This window comes from Jeotgalibaca ciconiae (assembly GCF_003955755.1).
GTDB lineage: Bacteria > Bacillota > Bacilli > Lactobacillales > Aerococcaceae > Jeotgalibaca > Jeotgalibaca ciconiae.
In genome coordinates this window covers 501,653-523,434 of the sequence record NZ_CP034465.1, presented here as the reverse complement: position 1 = coordinate 523,434, position 21,782 = coordinate 501,653, and the positions used below count along the sequence as shown (strand labels likewise).

The following is a 21,782-nucleotide window of genomic DNA, read 5'->3' as shown; positions in this document are numbered from 1 at the left end:
ATATGCTTTGCAAGTAATTAAATTTTTCGTTACACTAATTATAAGAAGTTTACAACTGTAAACAAATATGGTTAGGAGAGGGTTATTTTCATGAAATACAAGAAAAAAATTATTGGATTGGGAGCAATTTCCGCAGCCTTATTACTTGCCGCTTGTTCAACAAATGTTAATAATGAAGGAACATCAAGCGAGTCTGCAAGTATGTCTGATATGGAAAATCATGATATGGATGAAATGGTTCATGATGATTCCGGAGAAATACCAGAAGGATTAGAGAAAGCTGAAAATTCTACTTTTTCTGTTGGGGATGCAGTAATCATTCAACAGGGACATATGGATGGAATGGAAGGCGCAGAAGCTACGGTAGTAGGGGCATTTGAAACGTATGCTTATGAAATATCTTATGATCCTACTAATGGTGATCCACGTGTAGAAAATCATAAATGGATTGTTCAGGAAGAAATTCTAGATGCTGGAAGTGAACCTTTTGATCCTGGTGAGGAAGTCACTGTAGAAGCGAAACATATGGAAGGGATGGAAGGCGCAACAGCTATTATCGATTCTGTAGAAGAAACGACTGTGTATATGATTGATTATAAACCGACAACCGGCGGGGAAACGATAAAAAATCACAAATGGGTAACCGAAGAGGAAATAAAAGCTGAATAAAGGTAAATAGACTAGGACAAAAGTTATTTGTCCTAGTCTATTTATTATGTTATTGAGTTCGTTTTTCCTTAGCCGCACATCTTTTTCGACAGTTTTTTTCAAGATGATTGAAATTAATATTTTTTCTTTGGATGACGGTCTACTGATTCTGGATATTTCACAAGAAGTTCTTTACCTTCTGGAGTGATTTCGTACCCTCTAACTTTGACGAAAGGGATTAACTGCTCTTCGCTGATTTTTTCTTGAGCAAGTTCCATCAAAGCTGTTTTGTTTAATTTTGAAAAACCACCAATGTCGAATTGTTTTAAGATTGCTTTTAATTGAGCCGCATTCAGATGCTGCAATGACTCAGTAGCAGATAACTCTCTTGCATAAGCCTTCTCCAGCAACTCTTCAAGAGCTTGTTCCCCATTGATACCATAATTGTATTCAAAATACTTCGGATAACCGCTTATACTAGTAAAAGTTCCAAAATCAATTCTCCATAACAAAATAAGGTGGCCGGGCAGAATGTCTTCTTCGTATCGAATCATGTTTCTTTTAGGAACTAAGCTCTCAGATCCGATACGAACATCTTGTAGCCATTCTTCTAAATTTCGTTTGGGAGAAATGTATGGTACTTCTTCATAATCTTTATAAAGAAAAAGAACCTCTTGAACTTTTTCATTTGTTAAATCTAAATGGCTATTTTGCTTTTTAATATTATTTGTATTCATGTATAACACCTTATTTCTTATAGGATAATGTTGTTTTTTCTATTGTAGCGTGTATAACAGAAGGGATGCAAGCGAATAGTAAAATGGTTCTTATACTTGCAGTTTTTTAATTTGATGATTGACGGTATGTTTATCTGAATGAAATTTCATGTGTATTTTCATTGACAGTTAAAAGATGAGTTGTTATAATTCGTTTTATCTAAAACGTAATGATTACGTTTTATAAGAATGTAAAGAAGAAAGGATTCCATATGGCAAAAAAATCTAAAATAGCAAAATCAGCGAAACAAAAAGAGCTGATTGAAAAATTTGCAAATATACGACATGAATTAAAGGAAAAAGGTGATTATGAAGCATTAGCAAAATTACCAATTGATTCTCATCCCAATCGTCTCAAAAATAGAGATCGAATAGATGGACGACCGAGAGCGTATATGCGTAAGTTTGGAGTATCTAGAATTAAATTCCGAGAATTAGCGCATAAAGGACAAATTCCAGGAGTGAAAAAAGCAAGCTGGTAATCAAAGAACAGAAGGGATGAAGTAGAATGGGCATACCTGTGACAGTTGTAACCGGTTTTCTAGGTTCGGGAAAAACGACGCTCATTAATGAAATCATAAAACAGACAGAAATACCTGCTGAAGAAATTGTGATTATTATAAATGAGCTTGGTGAAGTAAATATTGATCACCAATTATTAATCCATGAGAAAGAAGAAATTTTCCAATTAAATAATGGATGTATTTGTTGTAATCTGAGAGCGGATTTAGCTTCTACTCTTCAAGCGATATTAGAAATATTGTCTGAACAAGAACGAACGGTCCAGAAAGTAATCATTGAAACTACGGGAATTGCAGATCCGCAACCTGTTATCCAAACCATTTATTTATCGCCTTTTCTTTCGAGTTACTTTTACATCGATAGTGTATTAACGGTCGTGGATTGCGTAAATTATCAAGCGAATTTGTCTGTTTACCCTGAAGCCTACAAACAAATATCAATGGCGGATCGTTTCATACTTTCAAAAGTAGATGAATCTTTTTTCACATCTGAAGAAGTAATAAAAAGTAATCTAGCAAAAATTAATCCTTTAGCAGATTTTCGAACGTTTTCACTAACAGAAAACTATCTGGAAAATGACTTTTTTGATTTACAACTTTTCCATGATCTGCCTGAAAAATTTAAAGAAACAGAAGCGCATTTAGCTCATGACCACCACGAACATGGCCATGAGCACCACCATCATGATCATTCTCATGAAGGATTTCAATCCATCTATCTAACTACGGATCAGATCCTTGATGAGAATCTATTTTGTATGTGGTTAGATTGGCTACTGGTGAATTTTAGTGGCAAACTCTATCGATACAAAGGAATCTTAAATCTAGCCAATCGAGAGGTTCCGATTGCTTTACAAGGTGTGAGTGTCCATTACCGATTTGAATTGGTAAATCAACTTACCAAGGAAAATATACAATCACAAATTGTATTAATTGGTAATGAATTGGATGTTAAGACAATCCATGATGCTTTTGAAGAACTAATTCAATTGTCTTATGTAAAAGATTAGGAGTGAAAAATGTGGAGAAACAAGATGTATCAAGTGCATACCGTCGATTAAAAAGCACGAATATAAAAACAAAAAAAAGAGCTTTAAAAATTATTCATGAACACAAAAGAAAAAAGCGTAAAAGTGAAAAATAATTAGTGGGAGGGTAAAAATGGCTGTACCAGCAAGAAAAACATCAAAAGCGAAAAAAAGATTACGTCGTATGCATAAGAAGCTAAGTTTACCGACGATTTCTTTTAATGAGGAAACAGATGATTATCAGAGAAGCCATCATGTATCTTTGAAAGGATATTATAAAGGAAGAAAAGTGATAGAATGAAGATTATTTATCCACCACTTGTAGAAGAGGGGTACCGTTATTGTTTGTCAAAAGGAGTTGCTACTACAAAAGAAGAAGTATTTTTGAACTTGGTAAAGCAGAATATTTTGCAAGAAAATGGACAACCCACAAAACAAGCGTTGGATAAGGGGTTTGTTCGTGAATTCACTGAAGATGAGAATCTTACTTATGGTGAATTTATAGCACTTTATCCTGCTTTTTCGGAGTATGATCCCTCTTATTTCCTTTTGATAGATGGATTTTGGGAAATGCATAGGACCCTTCAAAAAGAAATAATCAAGCAAATGAAGGAAAAAAAATTAACAGAAAAAGAAATAATGGAAATCTCGGCCTATTTCGAAAATCGGATAAATTTATAAATAAAAAAAAAGAGCATTTCAGCTCTTTTTTTTGTTGATTAAGTATTATATTTTTTAGGCTTCTATGTTGCGCATTCTCATACTCATACATATCGGTTATTCCCAAATACCGCTCAAACTTTTCTGAAGAATCTGGAGAAAAGTAGTTGTGCATATGTTAATCGTAATAGGACAATTGGTCTTCCACCTTCTATAACAGAGTATTTAAACCAAAGTATCTTGGCTTTCGGTTAATTTACTGTAAGAAATTCGTAAAAATTACTCTCCTTCAAGGTCAAAATATTCAGGAAAAGCATTAATTACTATATCCACATCCTTATCAAACATATCTAAATGAGCAACAATTTGTTCCCCTAATTCTTTTTTCTTTCCTTCTTTGATGAGAGTTACAATGTTCTCGTGTTCTTCAATAATTCCGTCCCAACTTAAATCTTTTAGCTCAATTCGCAAATATCGGTATCGATTCAAAGAAATATTCAGCATTTGCATCCATTCCCAGACATGTCTTTTGTTTGCAATTTGATAAAAAAATTCATGAAATTCCTCATCCAATTTGAAAAATATATCATGATTACCTGTATCCATATAATCATGCTGCATAGTCACTTTATAAGCTTGCTGAATGGTTACTTTGTTTTCTAATTCTTGAATTTCATTAGCTTTGATTTTATCAAAAGCCTCTTCTACAACTAATCGTTCAATATTTTGGCGAACAAAACGAGCTTCTTTTACTTCTTGTAAGTTTATTTTTGAAACAAAAGTTCCGCTTTGAGGTACCACGCGTAATAAACCTTCTTCTCTAAGCTGGATAATTGCTTCACGTACTGGCGTATCTCCGATGCCAAGTAGCTGTGTCAAATCTTTTTTAGATACTTTCTGGTCAGGAACTAAATCTGACTTTAATATTAAATCTTTAATTACTTGATAAGCTACGTTTTGATAGTTGAAAATTCTCGCCACTTGTTCCACCTCCTGTTTATACATTAATATACCACATTCATGAATAGGTATCCTATAAACGAAATTTAAAAATACATTTTTTTGAAAGTGCTTGCAAAAAAACAAGTGGTGTTGTAAGATACTAATATATCAGTTTGACATAAAAATTATAGCATAGAATCGAGGATAAATAATGGAATTAAATAAAAATATTCTAAAGGAAAAGAATCGATTAATAGAAAGCGGCTTTAACGTTCCTGAATTTGATTATGAAGAAGTAAAGAAAAGAACTATGAAAAAACCAAAATGGATTCACTTCGGTGCGGGAAATATATTCAGAGCTTTTTTAGCGCCTGCGCAGCAAGAATTATTAAACAAGGGGATTGATGACACCGGGATCGTCATGGTGGAAGGCTATGACTACGAGATTGTAGATGTTTTACAATCTTTTGATGATTTAACAATTAATGTAACGTTGAAGAGCAATGGTGATGTAAATTATGACCTGGTTTCTAGTATTTCAGCTTATTTAAAAATGGATACGCATTCATCAGATTATCAAACATTAAGAGAACTTGTTCAATCTCCTTCATTACAATTGATTAGTTTCACAATTACGGAAAAAGGGTATAGCTTAACTAACAATAATGGGGATTTTTACCCACATGTCTTAGAAGACTTTAAAAACGGACCGAAGCATGCAGAAAGCTATTTAGGAAAATTAGTATCGTTACTTGTTGAGCGCTTTGATGCTGGGAAATTACCACTCGCACTTGTAAGTATGGATAATATGTCAGAAAACGGTAGAAAACTAGAAGAAGCTGTTCTTACGATTGCAGAACAGTGGCACAAAAATGACTTTGTGGCTAAGGAATTCTTAGAATATCTGAATGATAAAAATTCGGTTAGTTTCCCTTGGTCTATGATTGACAAGATTACGCCACGACCAGATGTACAAGTACAAAGAATGTTAGAAGATATCGGTTTCTCTAATATGAGCCCCCAAGAAACAGAAAGACATACTTTTGTGGCACCATATGTGAATGGAGAAGAAACACAATATTTAATTATTGAAGATCTCTTTCCTAATGGACGGCCACAATTAGAAGAGACCGGCATCATCTTTACGAATAAAGAAACAGTTAATGCAGTTGAAACGATGAAAGTAACAACTTGCTTAAATCCACTTCACACTGCATTAGCGATTTATGGATGTTTACTCGGATATACTTCCATCTATCAAGAAATGAAAGATGAAGATTTAGTAGCTCTTATTAAGCTGCTAGGATATGATGAAGGACTTCCCGTGGTAAAAGACCCAAAAATTATTGACCCCAAAGAGTTTATTGATGAAGTGATTAACGTTCGTTTGTCCAATCCGTTTATACCAGATACACCGCAGCGAATTGCATCAGATACTTCTCAAAAATTGTCTGTGCGTTTTGGAGAGACTCTGAAATCATACATTCAATCGGAAGAATTGGATGTAACGTTTTTACGTGCGATACCACTGGTGTATGCTGGCTGGTTACGTTATTTAATGGCTGTGGATGACAATGGAGAAGTATTCCAACTGAGTCCCGATCCATTATTGACAGAACTTACACCCATCTTTTCTAATAACGAATTAGGAGAAAAGGTAGAACTGGATGCGATACAAAAACTGCTTACAAATGAGAAAATCTTTGGTATTGATTTATTTAAAGCAGGTATTGGAAATGAAGTATTGCAACTTTTTGAAGAAATGACGAGCGGACCAGGAGCAGTTCGAGCGACTATCCAAAAAGTATTAACAAATAAAAAATAAAATGTTGCGAGGAGCACGAATATGAAAATGTCATTTAGATGGTATGGACGGGATAACGATCCAATACCTTTGGAATATATCAAACAAATTCCGAATACAAGAGAAGTTGTTTGGGCACTACATAATAAAGTTGCGGGAGAATTATGGACGGAAGAGGAAATCAAAGAAGAAGTGGCTTATATAAAAGACCGAGGATTAGAGACTTCGGTTGTAGAAAGTGTCAATGTTCATGAAGATATTAAATTAGGCCTACCTACACGGGATCGATACATTGGTATTTACAAAGAGACATTAAAAAATTTGGCGAATAACGGTGTAAAAGTTGTTTGTTATAATTTTATGCCAATTTTTGATTGGACAAGGACGGACCTGTTTCACCCATTAGAAGATGGCACGACAGCGATGTTTTTTGAAAATAATAAAATTAACGCTGTTAGTCCACAAGAGTTAATTGATTTGATGCAAAAAGAATCACAAGGAATGACAATGCCGGGTTGGGAACCGGAGCGTTTAGCAAAGATACAAGAATTGTTTCATGCGTACGAGGGATATGACGATGATAAGTTGCGTGAAAACTTCAAATACTTTATTGATGCAATCATCCCGACCTGTGAGGAATATAATATAAAAATGGCCATTCATCCAGATGATCCGCCATTTCCAATATTTGGTTTGCCAAGACTGGTTAATAAAGATACGAACATAGAAAAATTATTAGCAGTGAATTCAAGTAAATATCATGGACTTACTTTTTGCACGGGATCACTAGGATCAGATCCATCAAATCCCTTAGTAGATATGATCCACAAATTTCATGACCGCATTCATTTCATGCATGTTCGAAATGTGCGTGTCTCTGAAAATGGTGATTTCATAGAAGTCTCTCATTTTACAGAAGATGGAACGGTTGATGTTGTAGGTGTAATGAAAGCTTTATATGAAGTAGGGTTTGATGGTTATTTACGACCTGATCATGGACGACATATTTTTGGCGAAAATTCAACAAATGTAAGAGCTGGATATGGACTATATGACCGTGCTCTTGGCATTATGTATTTGAATGGTTGCTGGGATATGGCTAAAAGATTGGGCAATAGATAAGTAGAATTAAGGCAGGGAGGTAGAGCAGTAGAATTTTTATTGGAGGAGAATTTGTAAAGTCCTGATTTAAATTTGAATAATGAAAAGGAGAATGATCATGGATATTTTTACAATCATTGCTGGAATTATAATAGCAATATCATTTTTTGGGTTTATTTATTATTGTGCTAAAGGCGGAAATCTATTACTCGGTTTGTTCGTAACAACATTAATTTGGACAACAATATCAGTCTTAAATACAGTCATTAACGCGGCACCTGGAGATAGTATATGGAATCTAGTTGTAGCCGATTTATCAACTGTGTTTCATGATGGGCCTGTAGAATACGGTCAAACTACTGCAATTATTATCTTTGCTAGTTGGTTTGGTAGAGTGTTGGTAGATACAGGAATTGCTCGTTCTTTAATTAAACGAGTTGTAGAGCTGGCAGGAGATAAGCAGCTTAGTCTCGTATTAATTGTTTCTTTAGTAAATGCGGCTTTATTCATGAGTATTTTCGGGCCGGGTAGTGTTATTGCAATGGGATCCATTATTTTACCAATTTACTTTTCAATAGGTATTAATAAACAATTAGCAATTGGATCTTTTGTTATGTCGGTTGCAGCAGGCATGTATGTGAACGGGGGATATGTAAGCCAGTTCTCAGGACATGCGTTCTTCCAGCCACTTTTTGATAACGACATAAATGGATTCAATACGAAATTCAACTCCTTTACATGGTCAGCCACAATTGTTCATTTAATAGTTTTAGTTGCATTTGTAATCTTCTCTTATAATAAAACAAAAAATAAAGTTCGCACATGGAAAGCGATGGATGGCGGTTCAGGCACAAGTGATGCAAATAAAGACGTAGCAGCATATACATTTATTGTTCCGTTTGTACCAGTAATCTTATCACTTGTAGTAAACCTTGCTAATATATGGTATGGAAATTTAAGTAGTTTTTCAGTTATTTTTAACTTTATCGTGGGTGTATTCTTAGGACTTCTATTAACTGGAAATCTAAGTACTTATTCCAGAGCGGTAGAGATGACACAGAAGACATTACATAATGGTATTTCAGACGTTGCGTTACTGATCGGTATGCTTTTAACATTGAACATGTTCTCGAAATCGGCAAGCCTGATTTCTCCAATCATTTCTACTCTATTAGGAAGTTCACTAAACTGGATTGGTGATAACCCCTTAATCATTGTTGTTATTTTCATGGTTCTGGCTCCATTAGCGTTATTTAGAGGACCGTTTATGATTTGGGGATCAGGAATTGCTTTAGCAAGTGTGGTAAGCGCAGTGTTGACCGCTGGAGATGCATCTTTAACTGGAACATTCCCTCTACTACTTGTATTATTCTACGTTCAACCAGTTGGTATGGTAGCGAACTCATGTCCGACACAATCGTGGAACTTATGGGCTCTGTCTTATGGTAAATTTGAACCAAGAGAGTTTATTAAATCTAATGTTCTCTGGTCCTGGGCAATTGTAGCAATTAATATTCTTTTGGCGTACTACTTTATTGTTGCTCAATAGATAAAAATTATTAGTAGAAATAAAATATATAAAAGGAGGGCTGACTATGAGGTCAATTAGAATTGGAATTGATGTTGGGGGAACGCATACGAAGGCTGTCGCAATTGATAATCAAACTGTCGAAATTGTAGGGAAAGGTTCTGTGATGACAACTCACCATCATGAAAAAGGGGTTGCTCAAGGCGTAGTAGACGCTTTCAAGCAGTGTTTAGATCAAAATAATATCAAACCGGAAGAAGTTATTTTTATCGCTCATAGTACGACCCAAGCGACGAATGCATTACTGGAAGGTGATGTTTCTAAAGCTGGTATTATCGGTATGGGCAAGGGAGGAATTGAAGGATTCTTTGCAAGAAGACAAACAAAAACAAATAACATTGACTTAGGAAATGGTAAAAAAATTGAAGTAGAATCAAGATATTTAAAAGCAAAAGATATTACGGAAAAAACTATTGAACAAACGATTGATGAATTAATAAATCAAGGAGTTAATGTTATTGTTGCAAGTAAAGCTTTTGGAGTGGATGATGCAAGAGAAGAAACACTTGTTTCAGAAATAGCCAGAAAAAAAGGACTCCTATCAACAAGCGCATCAGAAATAACCAAACTTTATGGATTAGCTACTCGAACAAAGACTGCAACACTAAATGCAAGTATCTTACCGACCATGCTAGAAACAGCAAATAGCACAGAGAATAGTGTTAAGGAAGCTGGTATTCAGGTGCCTCTCATGATTATGAGAGGTGATGGCGGAGTTATGGAAGTAACAGAGATGAAGAAAAGACCGATTCTAACGATGTTATCAGGACCTGCAGCAAGCGTGAGTGGAGCGCTCATGTACTTACGCACATCAAATGCAGTATTCGTAGAAGTAGGCGGAACTTCGACAGATATTAGTGTAATCAAGAATGGAAAGCCGGCAGTGGATTATTCTATCATCGGGGGTCACCGTACTTACATTAATTCATTAGATGTTCACGTTACTGGAGTTGCTGGAGGGAGTATGGTGAGAGCGAATAATAGCGAAGTAGTTGATGTAGGACCTCGTAGTGCACACATTGCTGATATGGGATACGTTGCTTTCACGCCACCAGAATTATTTGAAGGAGCAGAAGTATATCGTATGAAGCCTACTGAAAACGATCCAAGTGATTATGTAGCGATACGCTTAAACAATGGCGAATCCGTGGCGCTAACGAATACTTGTGCAGCAAATGCCTTAAAACTTGTAAGTGATGATGATTTTGCTAAAGGGATTTATGAATCAAGTTATGTTGGTGTAAAGCTTCTTGCGGATGAACTTGGTAAAACGGTTGAAGAAACAGCTGATGCTATTTTGGATGCATCAAGTAAGAAAATCATTCCTATTATTGAAGATTTGATTGAAAAGTATGATATTGAGAGAGAGCAGGTAGTAGTTGTTGGGGCCGGTGGTGGGGCTGGAGCGTTAGTTCGCTATACAGCTAATAAACTGGATATGATGTACCAAATACCAGACCAAGCTGAAGTCATCTCTTCTATTGGTGTTGCGTTAGCGATGGTACGCGAGATGGTCGAACGAACTGTGCCGAATCCAACTGTAGAAGATATTGCCCAATTAAAAAAAGAAGCAAAAGACTTAGCGATTAAGAGTGGGGCAGTTGAAGATACGATTGAAGTATATGTAGAAATCGATGAACAAGCTCAGAAAATTACTGCCATTGCTTTGGGCTCTACTGAAGTTCGGACGACAGATTTATCGAAAGATATCACTTTAGAAGAAGCTCAGACAATTGCGTCGGAAACGATTAAAGATGTTGATGGTAAGCTTGTAGTAGATTATACCAATGGAAAAACATACTGTTTCTCCTACAATAAAGGAGAACAAAATCAACTTAGAATTATCGACAATCAGGGTTTCTTAAAAATACAAAGAGGTCATGGTGGTGGACAAAAAGTTACTTTTAGTGAGTTGGATAAGGCTATTGTGAATTTGTGGAACACATATACAAACTATGGAAGTGAAATAAGGATTAATCCTGATATTTATCTTATTGATGGGATGCGAATTCTAGACTATTCGGGAATTCCAGAAGTTGAGCAAGTAGTGGGGCTGATTCAAGCAGAGTTGGTAGACTTTGATCCTGATCAGGAACTGTATGTTGTAGCTGCAAAAAATGGATTGTAATTATGGAACTTTCTGAATTACTAAATAAAACAGATTATGAGTGGTATGAAGAGTTGTTTAAAGAACTCTCACCAACTATTCTAAAAAGTATCAACGTGCAAGAAGTAATTGAGAAATCTGTTATTAGCGCAGAGAAAGTTTATAAAATGTTACAGTTAGAGAATTCAGAAACAAATCTTACTGCGGTTATCGAATCATACGGAGTTACAGTTGTTCATGTAGATGAACTTATTTCATCACCAAATATTGCATTGTATGACGACAGCGAGAAAAAGTTAGTGATTTTTACGAGTACCGTTAAAAGGTTACACCAGCTCATTCTAAAAAAAGGAATGGGCGAGTTGATTGATGAAAAGCAATTCAAACAATTGATATTGAGCCATGAATTATATCATATTATTGAGATGAATGAAGCAGACATTTATACTTACTCGAAAATTTTGAAAAGAAAGCGATTTGGATTTCTAAAAAAAACAGAACAACTTCCGGTTGCTAGTGAAGTAGGTGCGTATCATTTTTCAAAAATATTGAACCAACTTCAATTCTCGCCTCGAGTGATAGAAGTTTTACCAATATTGGCATAAAAATAAGGGAGTCTCGTGGCCGAGATCCCTTATTTTTATGCCAATATTTCTTTAAAAACAACAGCATCCTCTTCAAATTGATCAATCGAATTGTCTTTCATAAATTCTAACAAGAAATAATGTTTATTTGAAGAAAGTGTTTGGACTTGATTAATATAATCATTCCACTCATTTTTTCCGTCTGCCAAAGGGTAGCGTTTAAATTCGCTATCCCATTGAAATACATGTACGTTGCTGATATACGCACTTAGCTCTTTGATTTGCTCTAATCGTTCTTCTTTTGAAGTGTAGGCGAGTGGCTGCCAGTATAAATAAACATTTGGCTCATCAATTTCTTCTATTAATCGTTTTGCACTCTCTGTGGTATCTGTATAGGTTCCTTGATGGAATTCAAGATGTAAGGATACATTTTGAGATTGAGCTAATTGAGCGGCTTGCTTTATATCGCTAACTATCTTCGCAAATTCTTCTTCACCAATTTTCCCTATTTCCTTTTTAAAGTTCATTTTTTTGCCCAAATTCGGATAGAATCTGTTTGCAGAGCGAGCGCTGTTTTCAAAAATGGACTAAAATCTTGTCCCTCTCCTGCATAATAATAGGAGCCATATGAGGACACTTCTAGGCCTGCTAAACGAGTTTGATTACCGATTTTTGCAGCATTTTCCAAATCAGTAGGGGGAACATGTTCGTCGCCACCCCATTCAATTGCATGCAAACCAGCTTTTTGAACAAGGTCAATAATTTCCGCGGGAGTTTTTTTTCTGAATGTTACGGAACAAATACCCAATTGATTCAACAAAATCTCATCCTTTCTTTAAGCCATATGCTTGAATGCTTCTTTTGTAATTTGATATTTTAAAGGCTCGTTATCTAAATAGCGCTTTAACTCTTCCAACATAAACATACCGAGTCTTTGACGTTCTTTTCCGACACTGCCGGCGATATGAGGAGTAAGGAAAACATTTCCCAATGTATATAACGGTGAGTCTGATTCTGGAGGTTCAGGAGCCGTTACGTCTAATAAAGCCGTAAGGTCCGAACGATTTTTCAGCACTTCAATCATTTCCTCTTCACGAACAATTTCTCCTCGTGCTGTATTGATAAAAGTTGCATTTTTCTTCATGGATTGTAAATGTTCTCCAGTAATCATCCGCATCGTCTCCGGTAAACGAGGTGCATGCAAGGAAACTACATCGGAAATTTCGAAAAGCTCTTCTAAAGAACAGAGTTTTACCCCTAATTCTTTTGCTTGTTCATCTGTAACAAAAGGATCATAAAGAGCAATATCAACCTGAAAGTTTTTCAAATGATCAATCACTAGTTTACCAATCTGGCTTAAAGAAATAATCCCAACAGTTGAATCATAGACACCTGCAATCGAATAATCAATACCATTCGTATACGTTTTTTCTTCGCGTAATTTTCTAGATAGGTACCAGCTGTTTTTTAAAGACAACAGAATCTGGCCTAAGGTGTATTCCGCAACTGGAATGGCATTCGCAACATTAGCCGTTGTGATTGTAATTTCACGACTCCAAGCTTCGTCGTCCGTAAGGATGTGTTTCATTGTGCCGGCAGCATAGAAAATAGCTTTCAAATTAGGTGCATGATCAAGAAACTCCTTATCCATTCTAGGTGCGCCAATACCAGAAAAAATGATATCTGCTTGTTCAATCAAATCCCAATATTCCATATAATTATCTTTCGTTAATCGAGGTTCTAGAATTTCTACATGTTTTCCAATTTCTTCTAGAACGCTGGGAGAATAATCTCGATCTTTTATTTTATCTGCAAAAATAAATACAGCTTTTAACATAAATAAATCTCTCCTTCAAAATCAATTAGAAGTGTTCGTGTTCCACTATCATAAGTGTATCATTCTTTTAAAAAAATATTGAGTACAAAACGTTTTTCATGACTATAAGTAACCTTCAACAGTTTATTTTACGTTGAAAGTTGCACTTATAAGGAAAGTGGGAGCTTCAGAGCTGAAAAAAGCTGTGAAGGTGTCTCTTTTCAAAAAAGTGTAAGCTACAAGCAATAAAATACTGCTGAAGCTTGCACTTTTGTATCGACTCGGGCATCAATGTCTAGCGAACAAATCCTGTCTAATGAAAAAATTGTCTCATTATGCGAATGCCATACTGAAAAACTTCAATCTGTTTGGTTGACAGGCGAATACGTTACATAGTAATATACCCCTATGGGTATGTGAGGAGGGGATGATAACTGTGTTTAGTCTATTCAGAAAAATCGACAGTGTATCAACAAAAGAGCTTCTAAAAGAAGTGCAGAATAATATTCAATTAATCGATGTTCGTACGAGTAACGAATACCAGGTGGGGCATATTAAGCAAGCTAAGAATGTTCCTTTGCAAAAGATTGAATCTTTTAAAGGGAATTTTGGACAAGAAATATATGTCATTTGCCAAAGTGGTATGCGCAGCAAACAAGCTTCGAAAATCCTGTCAAAGAAGGGCTACCAAGTAAAAAATGTACGCGGTGGAATGAATCAATGGAGTGGAGAAGTCAGGAGAGGGAGATAATTAATGAAAAAAGTAGTCATTGTCGGTGGAGTTGCAGGAGGAATGTCTGCAGCAACTAGATTACGTCGTTTAAGGGAAGATATTGAAATCGTGGTATTTGAAAAAGGACCTCATGTTTCTTTTGCGAACTGCGGATTGCCTTATTATGTTTCAGGAGAAATTGAAGATCATGATCGCTTGTTGCTTCAGACACCAGAATCATTATATGAACGCTTTAAAATTGACGTACGTGTAAATCAAGAAGTTATTTCGATTAATCCGGCTGAGAAAGTAGTCTATATAAAAAATATGCAAGGAGAGCACACTGAAACGTATGATAAACTTATTTTATCTCCCGGCGCAAAGCCGTTCGTACCTGATATCAGTGGTCTTTCAGAAGCAAAAAATGTGTTTACTTTGAGAAATGTTCCTGATTTAGATAAAATTATGAAACATTTGGAAAATCGAGATGTCGAAAAGGCACTTGTTGTCGGTGCTGGTTTCATCGGATTAGAAATGGCTGAAAACTTGAAAAATAGAGGTTTAGACGTCACAATTGTAGAAAAAGCACCTCATGTACTGCCGCCATTGGATGAAGAAATGGCAACATATGTAACAAAAGAATTAGAAAAAAATAATATCAAAGTGATTACTGCGCAGTCAGCGACAAAATTATTGGATAATGGTAGAGTCGTTGTTTTAGAAGATCATACAGAAATAGAAGCGGATATTGTTATTCTATCGGTTGGGGTTCAGCCGGAAAATAAGTTGGCAAAAGAAGCAGGTTTGTCATTGGGATTTCGCGGTGGCATTATAGTGGACAAAAATTACCAAACGAGTAATCCAGATATTTATGCAGTCGGAGATGCAATTGTCGTCAATCAACAGATTACCGGAGAAGAAGCTTTAATTTCCTTGGCGTCGCCAGCTAATCGACAAGGTCGCCAAGTAGCAGATGTTATTGCAGGATTAAATCGACAAAATAAAGGTAGTATTGGCACCGCAATTGTTCGGATTTTTAATCTAACTGCGGCATCAACCGGCATAACGGAACGAGCTGTGTCGAATGCTGGTTTAGATTATCAGATTGTTCACACCATAGGAAAAGACCACGCTGCTTATTATCCAGGAGCAACTGACATTTTACTAAAACTAATTTTCGATCCAAAAACAGGGAAAATATATGGCGCCCAAGGAATTGGAGAAAAGGGTGTTGATAAAAGGATTGATGTATTAGCAACCGCTATTAAAGGGGAAATGACGATTTTTGATTTACCTGAGTTGGAATTGGCCTATGCTCCTCCTTTCGGATCTGCTAAAGATCCTGTGAATATGATTGGATATGCTGCAATGAATATTATCGACGGGTTAAGTGAGAATGTTCAATGGCATCAACTATCGAAAGAGCTTGCATCAGGCACAAAAATACTAGATGTTCGTTCAGAAGAGGAACTGGCAAACGGACGCTTCAAAGAGGCGGTCCATATACCACTAGATGAATTACGTTCCCGAATGGATGAACTTGATAAGAACCAAGCATATATTATAAGCTGCCATAGCGGACTTCGAAGCTATATTGGAGAGCGGATACTGAAACAAAATGGTTTTACTGTTAAAAATTTAGACGGAGCATTTGCTTTGTATCAAGCCATTAGACCAAAGGAGATCACACATGTATCAGAGTAAAGGAATTAATGAATTCTACCAAGAAAATTATAAAGAGAAAATATCAATTATTGATGTACGAGAACGTGATGAGTTTGCACAAGGTCATATTCCCAAAGCGATAAATTATCCCTTAAGTGAAATAGGGAAAAACTTTATTGAAATCGATAAAAAAACAGAACACTATATCATTTGCCATTCCGGCAACCGTTCAGCAATGGCTAGTGAGTTTTTATCTCAAAAAGGATATGAGGTAATAAATGTAATGGGTGGGATGTCTGCCTGGAGAGGAGAGACCGTGAGCAAATGAGTTCATGTAATAAGAAAGTGTTGAATCGATTGAAAAGAGCAGAAGGCCAAATTCGCGGCATTCAAAAGATGATTGAAGAAGAAAAAGAATGTATCGACGTCATTACACAGTTAAGTGCAGTTCGCTCGAGCGTGGATCGTATCATGGGGATTATTGTGGCAGAGAATTTACAGAATTGTTTACAAAATCCTGAAGAAGATTTGAATGTACAAGCTCAAAAAATCGAGCAAGCAGTTGAGATGATAATAAAAAAATAAGTACAGAAAGAGAGCCGGAAAAAAATGGCTCTTTTTCTACCTTAAATGGTGTTTTTAGCTATTTTATAGAATACAGATGTTCAGACTATAAAATAAACTTGAACATCTTTATAAGCGCTAAAACAGTAAATCTCTCAACAATTTATAGCCAAATTTCCTCTTACTACAAATTTAGGCGGACTTGTTCGCTTTTCTTGTAGTAAAAAGATTGTGGAAACACTCAATAAGATTTATTTGTAAAAGCCACAAACAACTTGTATAATTTGTATACATTATTCGAATAGTTGTCCGTACAACTAGCGTTGGAGGTGACATATATGGTGAAGACAAAATATCAACTTATATCTGATGAGATTCGATCAAAAATTTTATCCAACAGCTTTACCCAAGGAAGCATTATCCCTTCAGAAACACAGCTGCAAAAAGAGTATGGAGTAAGTCGCCATACGGTAAGGCAGGCAATTGCACTGTTAGTAAATGAAGGCTATCTAAGAAAAGAAAAAGGTTCAGGAACTTTTGTAGATAATCGATATTTAACAAACAAAGAAAATAAAATCAAGACAATCGGTGTCATCACTACCTATGTATCTGATTATATTTTCCCATCCATCATTAGAGGAATTGAACAAGAATTGCGAAAAAATGGTTACTCACTTTTACTCGCAAGTACAAATAATGATGTCGCTCAAGAGAGAGTTTGTTTAGAGCAGATGATGAATCAAGGTGTATCAGGTTTAATCGTTGAGCCGACAAAAAGTAATATTTATAATCCGAATTTGGCATATTACCTTTCTTTTAAAGAACGTGGGATACCCGTGGTAATGATTAATGCGCAATATGAAGAATTATCATTTCCTTCTATCCGTGTGGATGATATCGAGGCCGGCTATTTAGCGACGCGGCTTCTTTTGGAAAAAGAAGAGAAAGACCTTGCACTGGTTATTAAAATTGATGATTTACAAGGAAAATATCGAATGAAAGGATTCATAAAAGCGCACGAAGAAGTTGGAGCTAGTTTTAATCCTGAGAATGTTTATACCTATACAACAGAATCCAAAGAAAACGTACTAAAAGAAATGATTGCTAATCTACAGGACCAGCAGGATGTATCAGGTATTGTTTGTTATAATGATGAAATTGCTCAAGAACTAATAAATGGCTTACTTGAGATGGGAAAGAAAGTGCCGGAAGATTACTCTATTATTGGAAATGACGATTCGTTTTTAAGTACATCGCCTGGTGTCCACTTAACGACCTTATCTCATCCAAAAGAAAAATTAGGTGAGGTTGCAGCTCAGATAATTGTTGCAGCTATTCACAACGACCCACTAAAAAGCAAAGTATTTCAACCCGAACTCATCATTAGGGATTCAGTAAAAAAATAAACAACGTCCGTACAAGTTTGTTAAAAACATTTACTTGTACGGACGTTTTGTTTATAATAAAAGTATCAATAATAAGCAAAAAAGAAAGGGGTAGTAAAGTGGATAATAAAATAATAGTAGACATACAGGAAAATCGAACGAGTCTGGGAATAGAATTCGGATCAACAAGAATTAAAGCTGTATTAATTGATTCATCGTACGTTCCAATCGCATCTGGAAGTTTTGAGTGGGAAAATCAGCTTAATGCGGGATTGTGGACCTATTCGCTTGATTTAATTTGGAAGGGATTACAGGAGAGCTATCAGGAATTAGTAAGAGAAGTGAATCAAAAATATGGTGTAATACTAACAAGCGTTGGCTCTATTGGATTTAGTGCCATGATGCATGGCTATATGGCTTTTGATAAAGCTGGAGAATTATTAGTCCCATTTCGAACTTGGCGTAATTCGAATACAAGTCAAGCAGAGGAAAAATTAACAGAATTATTTCAATACAATATTCCGCAAAGATGGAGCATTGCCCATTTATATCAAGCAATCTTGGATAATGAAGAACATGTGAACAACATTGACTACCTTACAACTTTAGCTGGTTACATTCATTGGAAACTTACGGGAAAGAAAGCTTTAGGTGTAGGAGACGCTTCAGGGATGTTTCCGATAGATATTGAAACGAAATCTTATGACCAAGAAAAAATCAATCAATTTCATTCACTTGATGAATTGGAAAGTATTCCATGGAATCTAGCTGAAATACTACCGCAGATATTTTTGGCAGGAGAAGAAGCAGGTGTTCTGTCAGAAAAAGGAGCGAAACGATTAGATCCAACTGGCCAATTGCAAGCAGGAATTCCTATTTGTCCTCCAGAAGGTGATGCTGGTACAGGAATGGTCGCAACCAACAGTGTAAAACAACGGACGGGGAACGTTTCAGCTGGTACTTCGGCATTTGCGATGATTGTTTTGGAAGAAGAAATGAGAGAGGTCCATCCAGAAATCGACTTAGTAACCACGCCAATCGGTGATTTAGTTGCGATGGTCCATACAAATAATTGTACGTCAGATATTAATGCTTGGGTTAATTTATTCCGCGAATTCAGTGAAGCGGCAGGATTGAAGATTAATTCAGATGAGTTGTTTGCAACTCTTTTCAATAAAGCTTTGGAAGGCGATCCTGATGGCGGAAAGTTATTATCATATGGATATTATTCAGGAGAAAATATTACTCGCATAGAAGAAGGGCGTCCATTGTTTGTTCGCTCACCGGAGAGTACATTCAGCTTAGCTAACTTTATGCGTACACATTTATTCAGCGCCTTTGGAGCCATGAAAATTGGCATGGACATTTTGAAAAATGAAGCGGTAGCGATTGATAAAATTGTTGGCCATGGCGGAATTTTCAAGACAGCTGAAGTAGGACAGAAGATTTTAGCGGCAGTGATGGATGCACCAGTTACCGTAATGGAAACAGCAGGAGAAGGCGGTGCATGGGGAATTGCTCTTTTAGCTGCTTATATGCGACAAAAAGAAGAAAACGAATCGTTGGGACAATTTTTAGAAGAGAAAGTTTTTGGAGATGATGTCGGGATAACGATTTCGCCTGATAAAACCGATGTAGACGGATTCAATCAATTTATGGTGCGATATCAAGCAGGATTAGAGATTGAGCAAGCAGCAGTTCGACATTTTAATTAGGGAGGATGGATCATTTTGTTAGAGCAATTAAAAGAAGAAGTGTTTCAAGCCAACTTGGAATTACCGAAGCAAGGCTTGATTAAATACACATGGGGAAATGTGAGTGCGGTTGACCGAGAAAAAGGATTATTCGTTATTAAACCAAGCGGGGTAAGTTATGAAAATATGAAAGCCGCTGACATGGTTGTTTGTGACTTAGAAGGAAATGTTGTTGAAGGAGAGTTAAATCCATCTTCTGATACAGCTACACATGCAGTGCTTTATCAAAAATTCCCTGAAATTGGTGGAGTTGTGCATACTCACTCGACCTGGGCGACTATTTGGGCGCAAGCTGGCTTAGGGGTTCCTGCGATGGGGACAACTCATGCGGATACATTTTATGGGACGATTCCTTGTGCACGTTTTTTAACACAGGCTGAAATTGATCGGGGATACGAACAGGAAACTGGAAATCTCATTGTCGAGACTTTTGAAGAAAAAGGGATTGATCCATTAGAAATTCCAGGAGTGCTGCTTCATGGCCATGGACCGTTTACTTGGGGGAAAACTGCTAATGATGCCGTAATGAATGCGGTTGTCTTAGATGAAGTTTGTAAAATGAATTTTTATGCACGTCAGTTAAACCAGTTTGCAGAAGAATTACCACAAGGGATTTTAGATAAACATTACTTAAGAAAACATGGAAAAGATGCTTATTACGGACAAAAATAATGAGGAGTGGATATAAAATGGTAAAAGTTGATAAAAAAGTTTTTTGGTTTGTAGTTGGATCACAGCACTTATATGGTGAGGAAGCGTTGGGACAAGTTAAGAAAAATGCGGAGGAAATTGTTTCAGCGTTGAACGAAAGCGGGAAACTACCTTACCCAATTGAATTGCAAGAATTGGCTGTTACAGCAGATAAGATTACCAATATTATGAAAGAAATTAATTACCGAGATGAAGTAGCGGGAGTCATTACTTGGATGCATACATTTTCGCCTGCCAAAATGTGGATCCGTGGAACAAAACTACTTCAAAAACCATTGCTGCATTTAGCAACCCAATATAATGAACGCATTCCATGGGATACAATTGATATGGACTTTATGAACTTGAATCAGGCTGCTCATGGGGACCGCGAATATGGTTTCATTAATGCTCGTCTGAAAAAGAATAACAAAATCGTGGTAGGCTATTGGGAACGTGAAAACGTGCAACAGGAAATTGCTGACTGGATGGATGTAGCAGTAGGATATAACGAAAGCTTCCATATTAAAGTAGCTCGTTTCGGTGATAATATGCGTAATGTTGGGGTAACCGAAGGAGATAAAGTTGAAGCGCAAATTCAATTTGGCTGGACTGTTGATTATTATGGTATTGGCGATTTAGTTCAGTATGTGGACGCAGTGAAAGAGGAAGAAGTAGAAGCTCTATTTAGTGAATACAAAGAACTGTATGACTTTGACCATGGCGATTATGACGAAGAGAAATGGGAAAAACATGTAAAAGTTCAAGCTCAACAAGAAATTGGAATAAGAAGATTTTTAGAAGCAGGTGGCTATACAGCCTTTACAACAAACTTTGAAGATTTATATGGCATGCAACAACTTCCAGGATTAGCAGTTCAACGCTTGATGGCAGAAGGCTATGGATTTGCGGGAGAAGGTGACTGGAAAACAGCTGCCTTAGATCGTTTAATGAAGATTATGGCTCATAATAAAAATACAGGATTTATGGAAGATTATACCTACGAGTTAGCAGAAGGAAAAGAATCAATTCTGCAATCACATATGTTAGAAGTGGATCCTTCACTAGCGGTGAACAAACCTAAAATCGTTGTTTCACCATTATCAATGGGAGATCGTGAAGATCCTGCCCGTCTAGTATTTGACGGAAAAGCAGGAGAAGGTGTGGTTGTATCCATGGCTGACTTTGGTACGCATTATAAGTTATTGATCAACGAAGTAGATGCATTTGAACCTACTGAAGAAGCACCGAATTTACCTGTCGCTCGTTTATTATGGACACCAAAACCGGATTTCCAACAAGGAGTAAAAACTTGGATTGAATCAGGTGGTGGACATCATACAGTCTTATCGTTAAGCTTATCTTCGGAACAAATTGAAACTTGGGCGAAGTTGGTTGGTTTGGAAACTATAATAATTAAATAATCAGGTAATTTGA

24 protein-coding genes are annotated in these 21,782 nt (G+C 36.3%); 19 read left to right on the top strand and 5 right to left on the bottom strand.

All coding sequences use genetic code 11. From position 1 onward, the window contains the following. The first annotated feature begins 90 nt into the window (after nucleotides 1-90). On the top strand, nucleotides 91-669 hold the full coding sequence (locus EJN90_RS02400) for a YdhK family protein (RefSeq protein WP_126108703.1): 579 nt from the start codon (nucleotides 91-93) through the stop codon (nucleotides 667-669). A gap of 113 nt (nucleotides 670-782) precedes the next feature. Here EJN90_RS02400 and EJN90_RS02395 read toward each other — a convergent pair whose 3' ends face one another. Next, nucleotides 783-1,385, bottom strand: coding sequence for a hypothetical protein (locus EJN90_RS02395; RefSeq protein WP_126108702.1), 603 nt, complete (start codon nucleotides 1,383-1,385; stop codon nucleotides 783-785). A 251-nt stretch (nucleotides 1,386-1,636) separates the two neighbouring features. On the opposite strand from EJN90_RS02395, the gene rpsN reads away from it, so the two are divergent. From rpsN to EJN90_RS02375, 5 genes are read left to right on the top strand one after another with little or no spacing between them, the layout of a single operon-like run. Further along, a complete protein-coding gene (gene rpsN, locus EJN90_RS02390) occupies nucleotides 1,637-1,906 on the top strand; it encodes a 30S ribosomal protein S14 (protein ID WP_126108701.1) in 270 nt (89 codons plus the stop codon). A 26-nt stretch (nucleotides 1,907-1,932) separates the two neighbouring features. Further along, complete coding sequence (locus tag EJN90_RS02385) at nucleotides 1,933-2,955, top strand: CobW family GTP-binding protein (RefSeq protein WP_126108700.1); 1,023 nt, start codon at nucleotides 1,933-1,935, stop codon at nucleotides 2,953-2,955. Nucleotides 2,956-2,966: 11 nt separating this feature from the next. Then, nucleotides 2,967-3,089 carry a putative metal homeostasis protein gene (locus EJN90_RS13835; RefSeq protein ID WP_164543980.1) on the top strand — a complete coding sequence of 41 codons (123 nt, stop codon included), beginning with the start codon at nucleotides 2,967-2,969 and terminating at the stop codon, nucleotides 3,087-3,089. Between the two features lie 17 nt (nucleotides 3,090-3,106). Continuing rightward, entirely contained in the window at nucleotides 3,107-3,274 is a 168-nt protein-coding gene (rpmF, locus tag EJN90_RS02380) for a 50S ribosomal protein L32 (protein WP_126108699.1), read from the top strand. Then, the gene (locus tag EJN90_RS02375; protein ID WP_126108698.1) at nucleotides 3,271-3,654 is read left to right on the top strand and encodes a hypothetical protein; all 384 of its coding nucleotides are present in this window, start codon (nucleotides 3,271-3,273) and stop codon (nucleotides 3,652-3,654) included. The genes rpmF and EJN90_RS02375 overlap by 4 nt, the downstream gene beginning before the upstream one ends. Before the next feature lie 258 nt (nucleotides 3,655-3,912). On the opposite strand, the gene EJN90_RS02370 is transcribed toward EJN90_RS02375, so the two are convergent. Continuing rightward, nucleotides 3,913-4,614 (bottom strand): GntR family transcriptional regulator, encoded by a 702-nt coding sequence (locus tag EJN90_RS02370; RefSeq protein WP_164543979.1) that lies wholly within the window; start codon nucleotides 4,612-4,614, stop codon nucleotides 3,913-3,915. A gap of 172 nt (nucleotides 4,615-4,786) precedes the next feature. Here EJN90_RS02370 and EJN90_RS02365 point away from each other — a divergent pair, with 172 nt between their 5' ends. The 5 genes from EJN90_RS02365 to EJN90_RS02345 all read left to right on the top strand — a co-directional run bounded on the left by EJN90_RS02365 (nucleotide 4,787) and on the right by EJN90_RS02345 (nucleotide 11,780). Next, entirely contained in the window at nucleotides 4,787-6,400 is a 1,614-nt protein-coding gene (locus tag EJN90_RS02365) for a mannitol dehydrogenase family protein (protein WP_126108696.1), read from the top strand. Nucleotides 6,401-6,421: 21 nt separating this feature from the next. Beyond that, on the top strand, nucleotides 6,422-7,501 hold the full coding sequence (uxuA, locus tag EJN90_RS02360) for a mannonate dehydratase (protein WP_126108695.1): 1,080 nt from the start codon (nucleotides 6,422-6,424) through the stop codon (nucleotides 7,499-7,501). 97 nt (nucleotides 7,502-7,598) lie between these two features. Further along, nucleotides 7,599-9,029 carry a hypothetical protein gene (locus tag EJN90_RS02355; protein WP_227872554.1) on the top strand — a complete coding sequence of 477 codons (1,431 nt, stop codon included), beginning with the start codon at nucleotides 7,599-7,601 and terminating at the stop codon, nucleotides 9,027-9,029. A 46-nt stretch (nucleotides 9,030-9,075) separates the two neighbouring features. Then, on the top strand, nucleotides 9,076-11,196 hold the full coding sequence (locus EJN90_RS02350) for a hydantoinase/oxoprolinase family protein (protein WP_174919244.1): 2,121 nt from the start codon (nucleotides 9,076-9,078) through the stop codon (nucleotides 11,194-11,196). A 2-nt stretch (nucleotides 11,197-11,198) separates the two neighbouring features. Next, nucleotides 11,199-11,780 carry a hypothetical protein gene (locus tag EJN90_RS02345; protein WP_126108693.1) on the top strand — a complete coding sequence of 194 codons (582 nt, stop codon included), beginning with the start codon at nucleotides 11,199-11,201 and terminating at the stop codon, nucleotides 11,778-11,780. 35 nt (nucleotides 11,781-11,815) lie between these two features. On the opposite strand, the gene EJN90_RS02340 is transcribed toward EJN90_RS02345, so the two are convergent. From EJN90_RS02340 to EJN90_RS02330, 3 genes are read right to left on the bottom strand one after another with little or no spacing between them, the layout of a single operon-like run. After that, nucleotides 11,816-12,286: a sugar phosphate isomerase/epimerase family protein gene (locus tag EJN90_RS02340; RefSeq protein WP_126108692.1), complete on the bottom strand. Its 471-nt coding sequence runs from the start codon at nucleotides 12,284-12,286 to the stop codon at nucleotides 11,816-11,818. Continuing rightward, the gene (locus EJN90_RS02335) at nucleotides 12,283-12,576 is read right to left on the bottom strand and encodes a hypothetical protein (RefSeq protein ID WP_126108691.1); all 294 of its coding nucleotides are present in this window, start codon (nucleotides 12,574-12,576) and stop codon (nucleotides 12,283-12,285) included. Before EJN90_RS02335 ends, EJN90_RS02340 begins: the two co-directional genes overlap by 4 nt. An 18-nt stretch (nucleotides 12,577-12,594) precedes the next feature. After that, the gene (locus EJN90_RS02330; protein WP_126108690.1) at nucleotides 12,595-13,596 is read right to left on the bottom strand and encodes a hydroxyacid dehydrogenase; all 1,002 of its coding nucleotides are present in this window, start codon (nucleotides 13,594-13,596) and stop codon (nucleotides 12,595-12,597) included. 415 nt (nucleotides 13,597-14,011) lie between these two features. On the opposite strand from EJN90_RS02330, the gene EJN90_RS02325 reads away from it, so the two are divergent. The 8 genes from EJN90_RS02325 to araA all read left to right on the top strand — a co-directional run bounded on the left by EJN90_RS02325 (nucleotide 14,012) and on the right by araA (nucleotide 21,769). Further along, complete coding sequence (locus EJN90_RS02325; protein ID WP_126108689.1) at nucleotides 14,012-14,326, top strand: rhodanese-like domain-containing protein; 315 nt, start codon at nucleotides 14,012-14,014, stop codon at nucleotides 14,324-14,326. A 3-nt stretch (nucleotides 14,327-14,329) separates the two neighbouring features. Beyond that, nucleotides 14,330-15,991 carry an FAD-dependent oxidoreductase gene (locus EJN90_RS02320; RefSeq protein WP_126108688.1) on the top strand — a complete coding sequence of 554 codons (1,662 nt, stop codon included), beginning with the start codon at nucleotides 14,330-14,332 and terminating at the stop codon, nucleotides 15,989-15,991. Next, complete coding sequence (locus EJN90_RS02315; RefSeq protein ID WP_126108687.1) at nucleotides 15,978-16,280, top strand: rhodanese-like domain-containing protein; 303 nt, start codon at nucleotides 15,978-15,980, stop codon at nucleotides 16,278-16,280. The genes EJN90_RS02320 and EJN90_RS02315 overlap by 14 nt, the downstream gene beginning before the upstream one ends. Beyond that, entirely contained in the window at nucleotides 16,277-16,537 is a 261-nt protein-coding gene (locus EJN90_RS02310) for a metal-sensitive transcriptional regulator (RefSeq protein ID WP_126108686.1), read from the top strand. Before EJN90_RS02315 ends, EJN90_RS02310 begins: the two co-directional genes overlap by 4 nt. Before the next feature lie 317 nt (nucleotides 16,538-16,854). Further along, nucleotides 16,855-17,922 (top strand): GntR family transcriptional regulator, encoded by a 1,068-nt coding sequence (locus EJN90_RS02305; RefSeq protein ID WP_126108685.1) that lies wholly within the window; start codon nucleotides 16,855-16,857, stop codon nucleotides 17,920-17,922. A gap of 98 nt (nucleotides 17,923-18,020) precedes the next feature. Further along, nucleotides 18,021-19,616 (top strand): xylulokinase, encoded by a 1,596-nt coding sequence (locus tag EJN90_RS02300; protein WP_126108684.1) that lies wholly within the window; start codon nucleotides 18,021-18,023, stop codon nucleotides 19,614-19,616. 15 nt (nucleotides 19,617-19,631) lie between these two features. After that, nucleotides 19,632-20,327 carry an L-ribulose-5-phosphate 4-epimerase gene (locus tag EJN90_RS02295; protein WP_126108683.1) on the top strand — a complete coding sequence of 232 codons (696 nt, stop codon included), beginning with the start codon at nucleotides 19,632-19,634 and terminating at the stop codon, nucleotides 20,325-20,327. A gap of 17 nt (nucleotides 20,328-20,344) precedes the next feature. Continuing rightward, on the top strand, nucleotides 20,345-21,769 hold the full coding sequence (araA, locus tag EJN90_RS02290) for an L-arabinose isomerase (RefSeq protein ID WP_126108682.1): 1,425 nt from the start codon (nucleotides 20,345-20,347) through the stop codon (nucleotides 21,767-21,769). The last annotated feature ends 13 nt before the right edge of the window (nucleotides 21,770-21,782 follow it).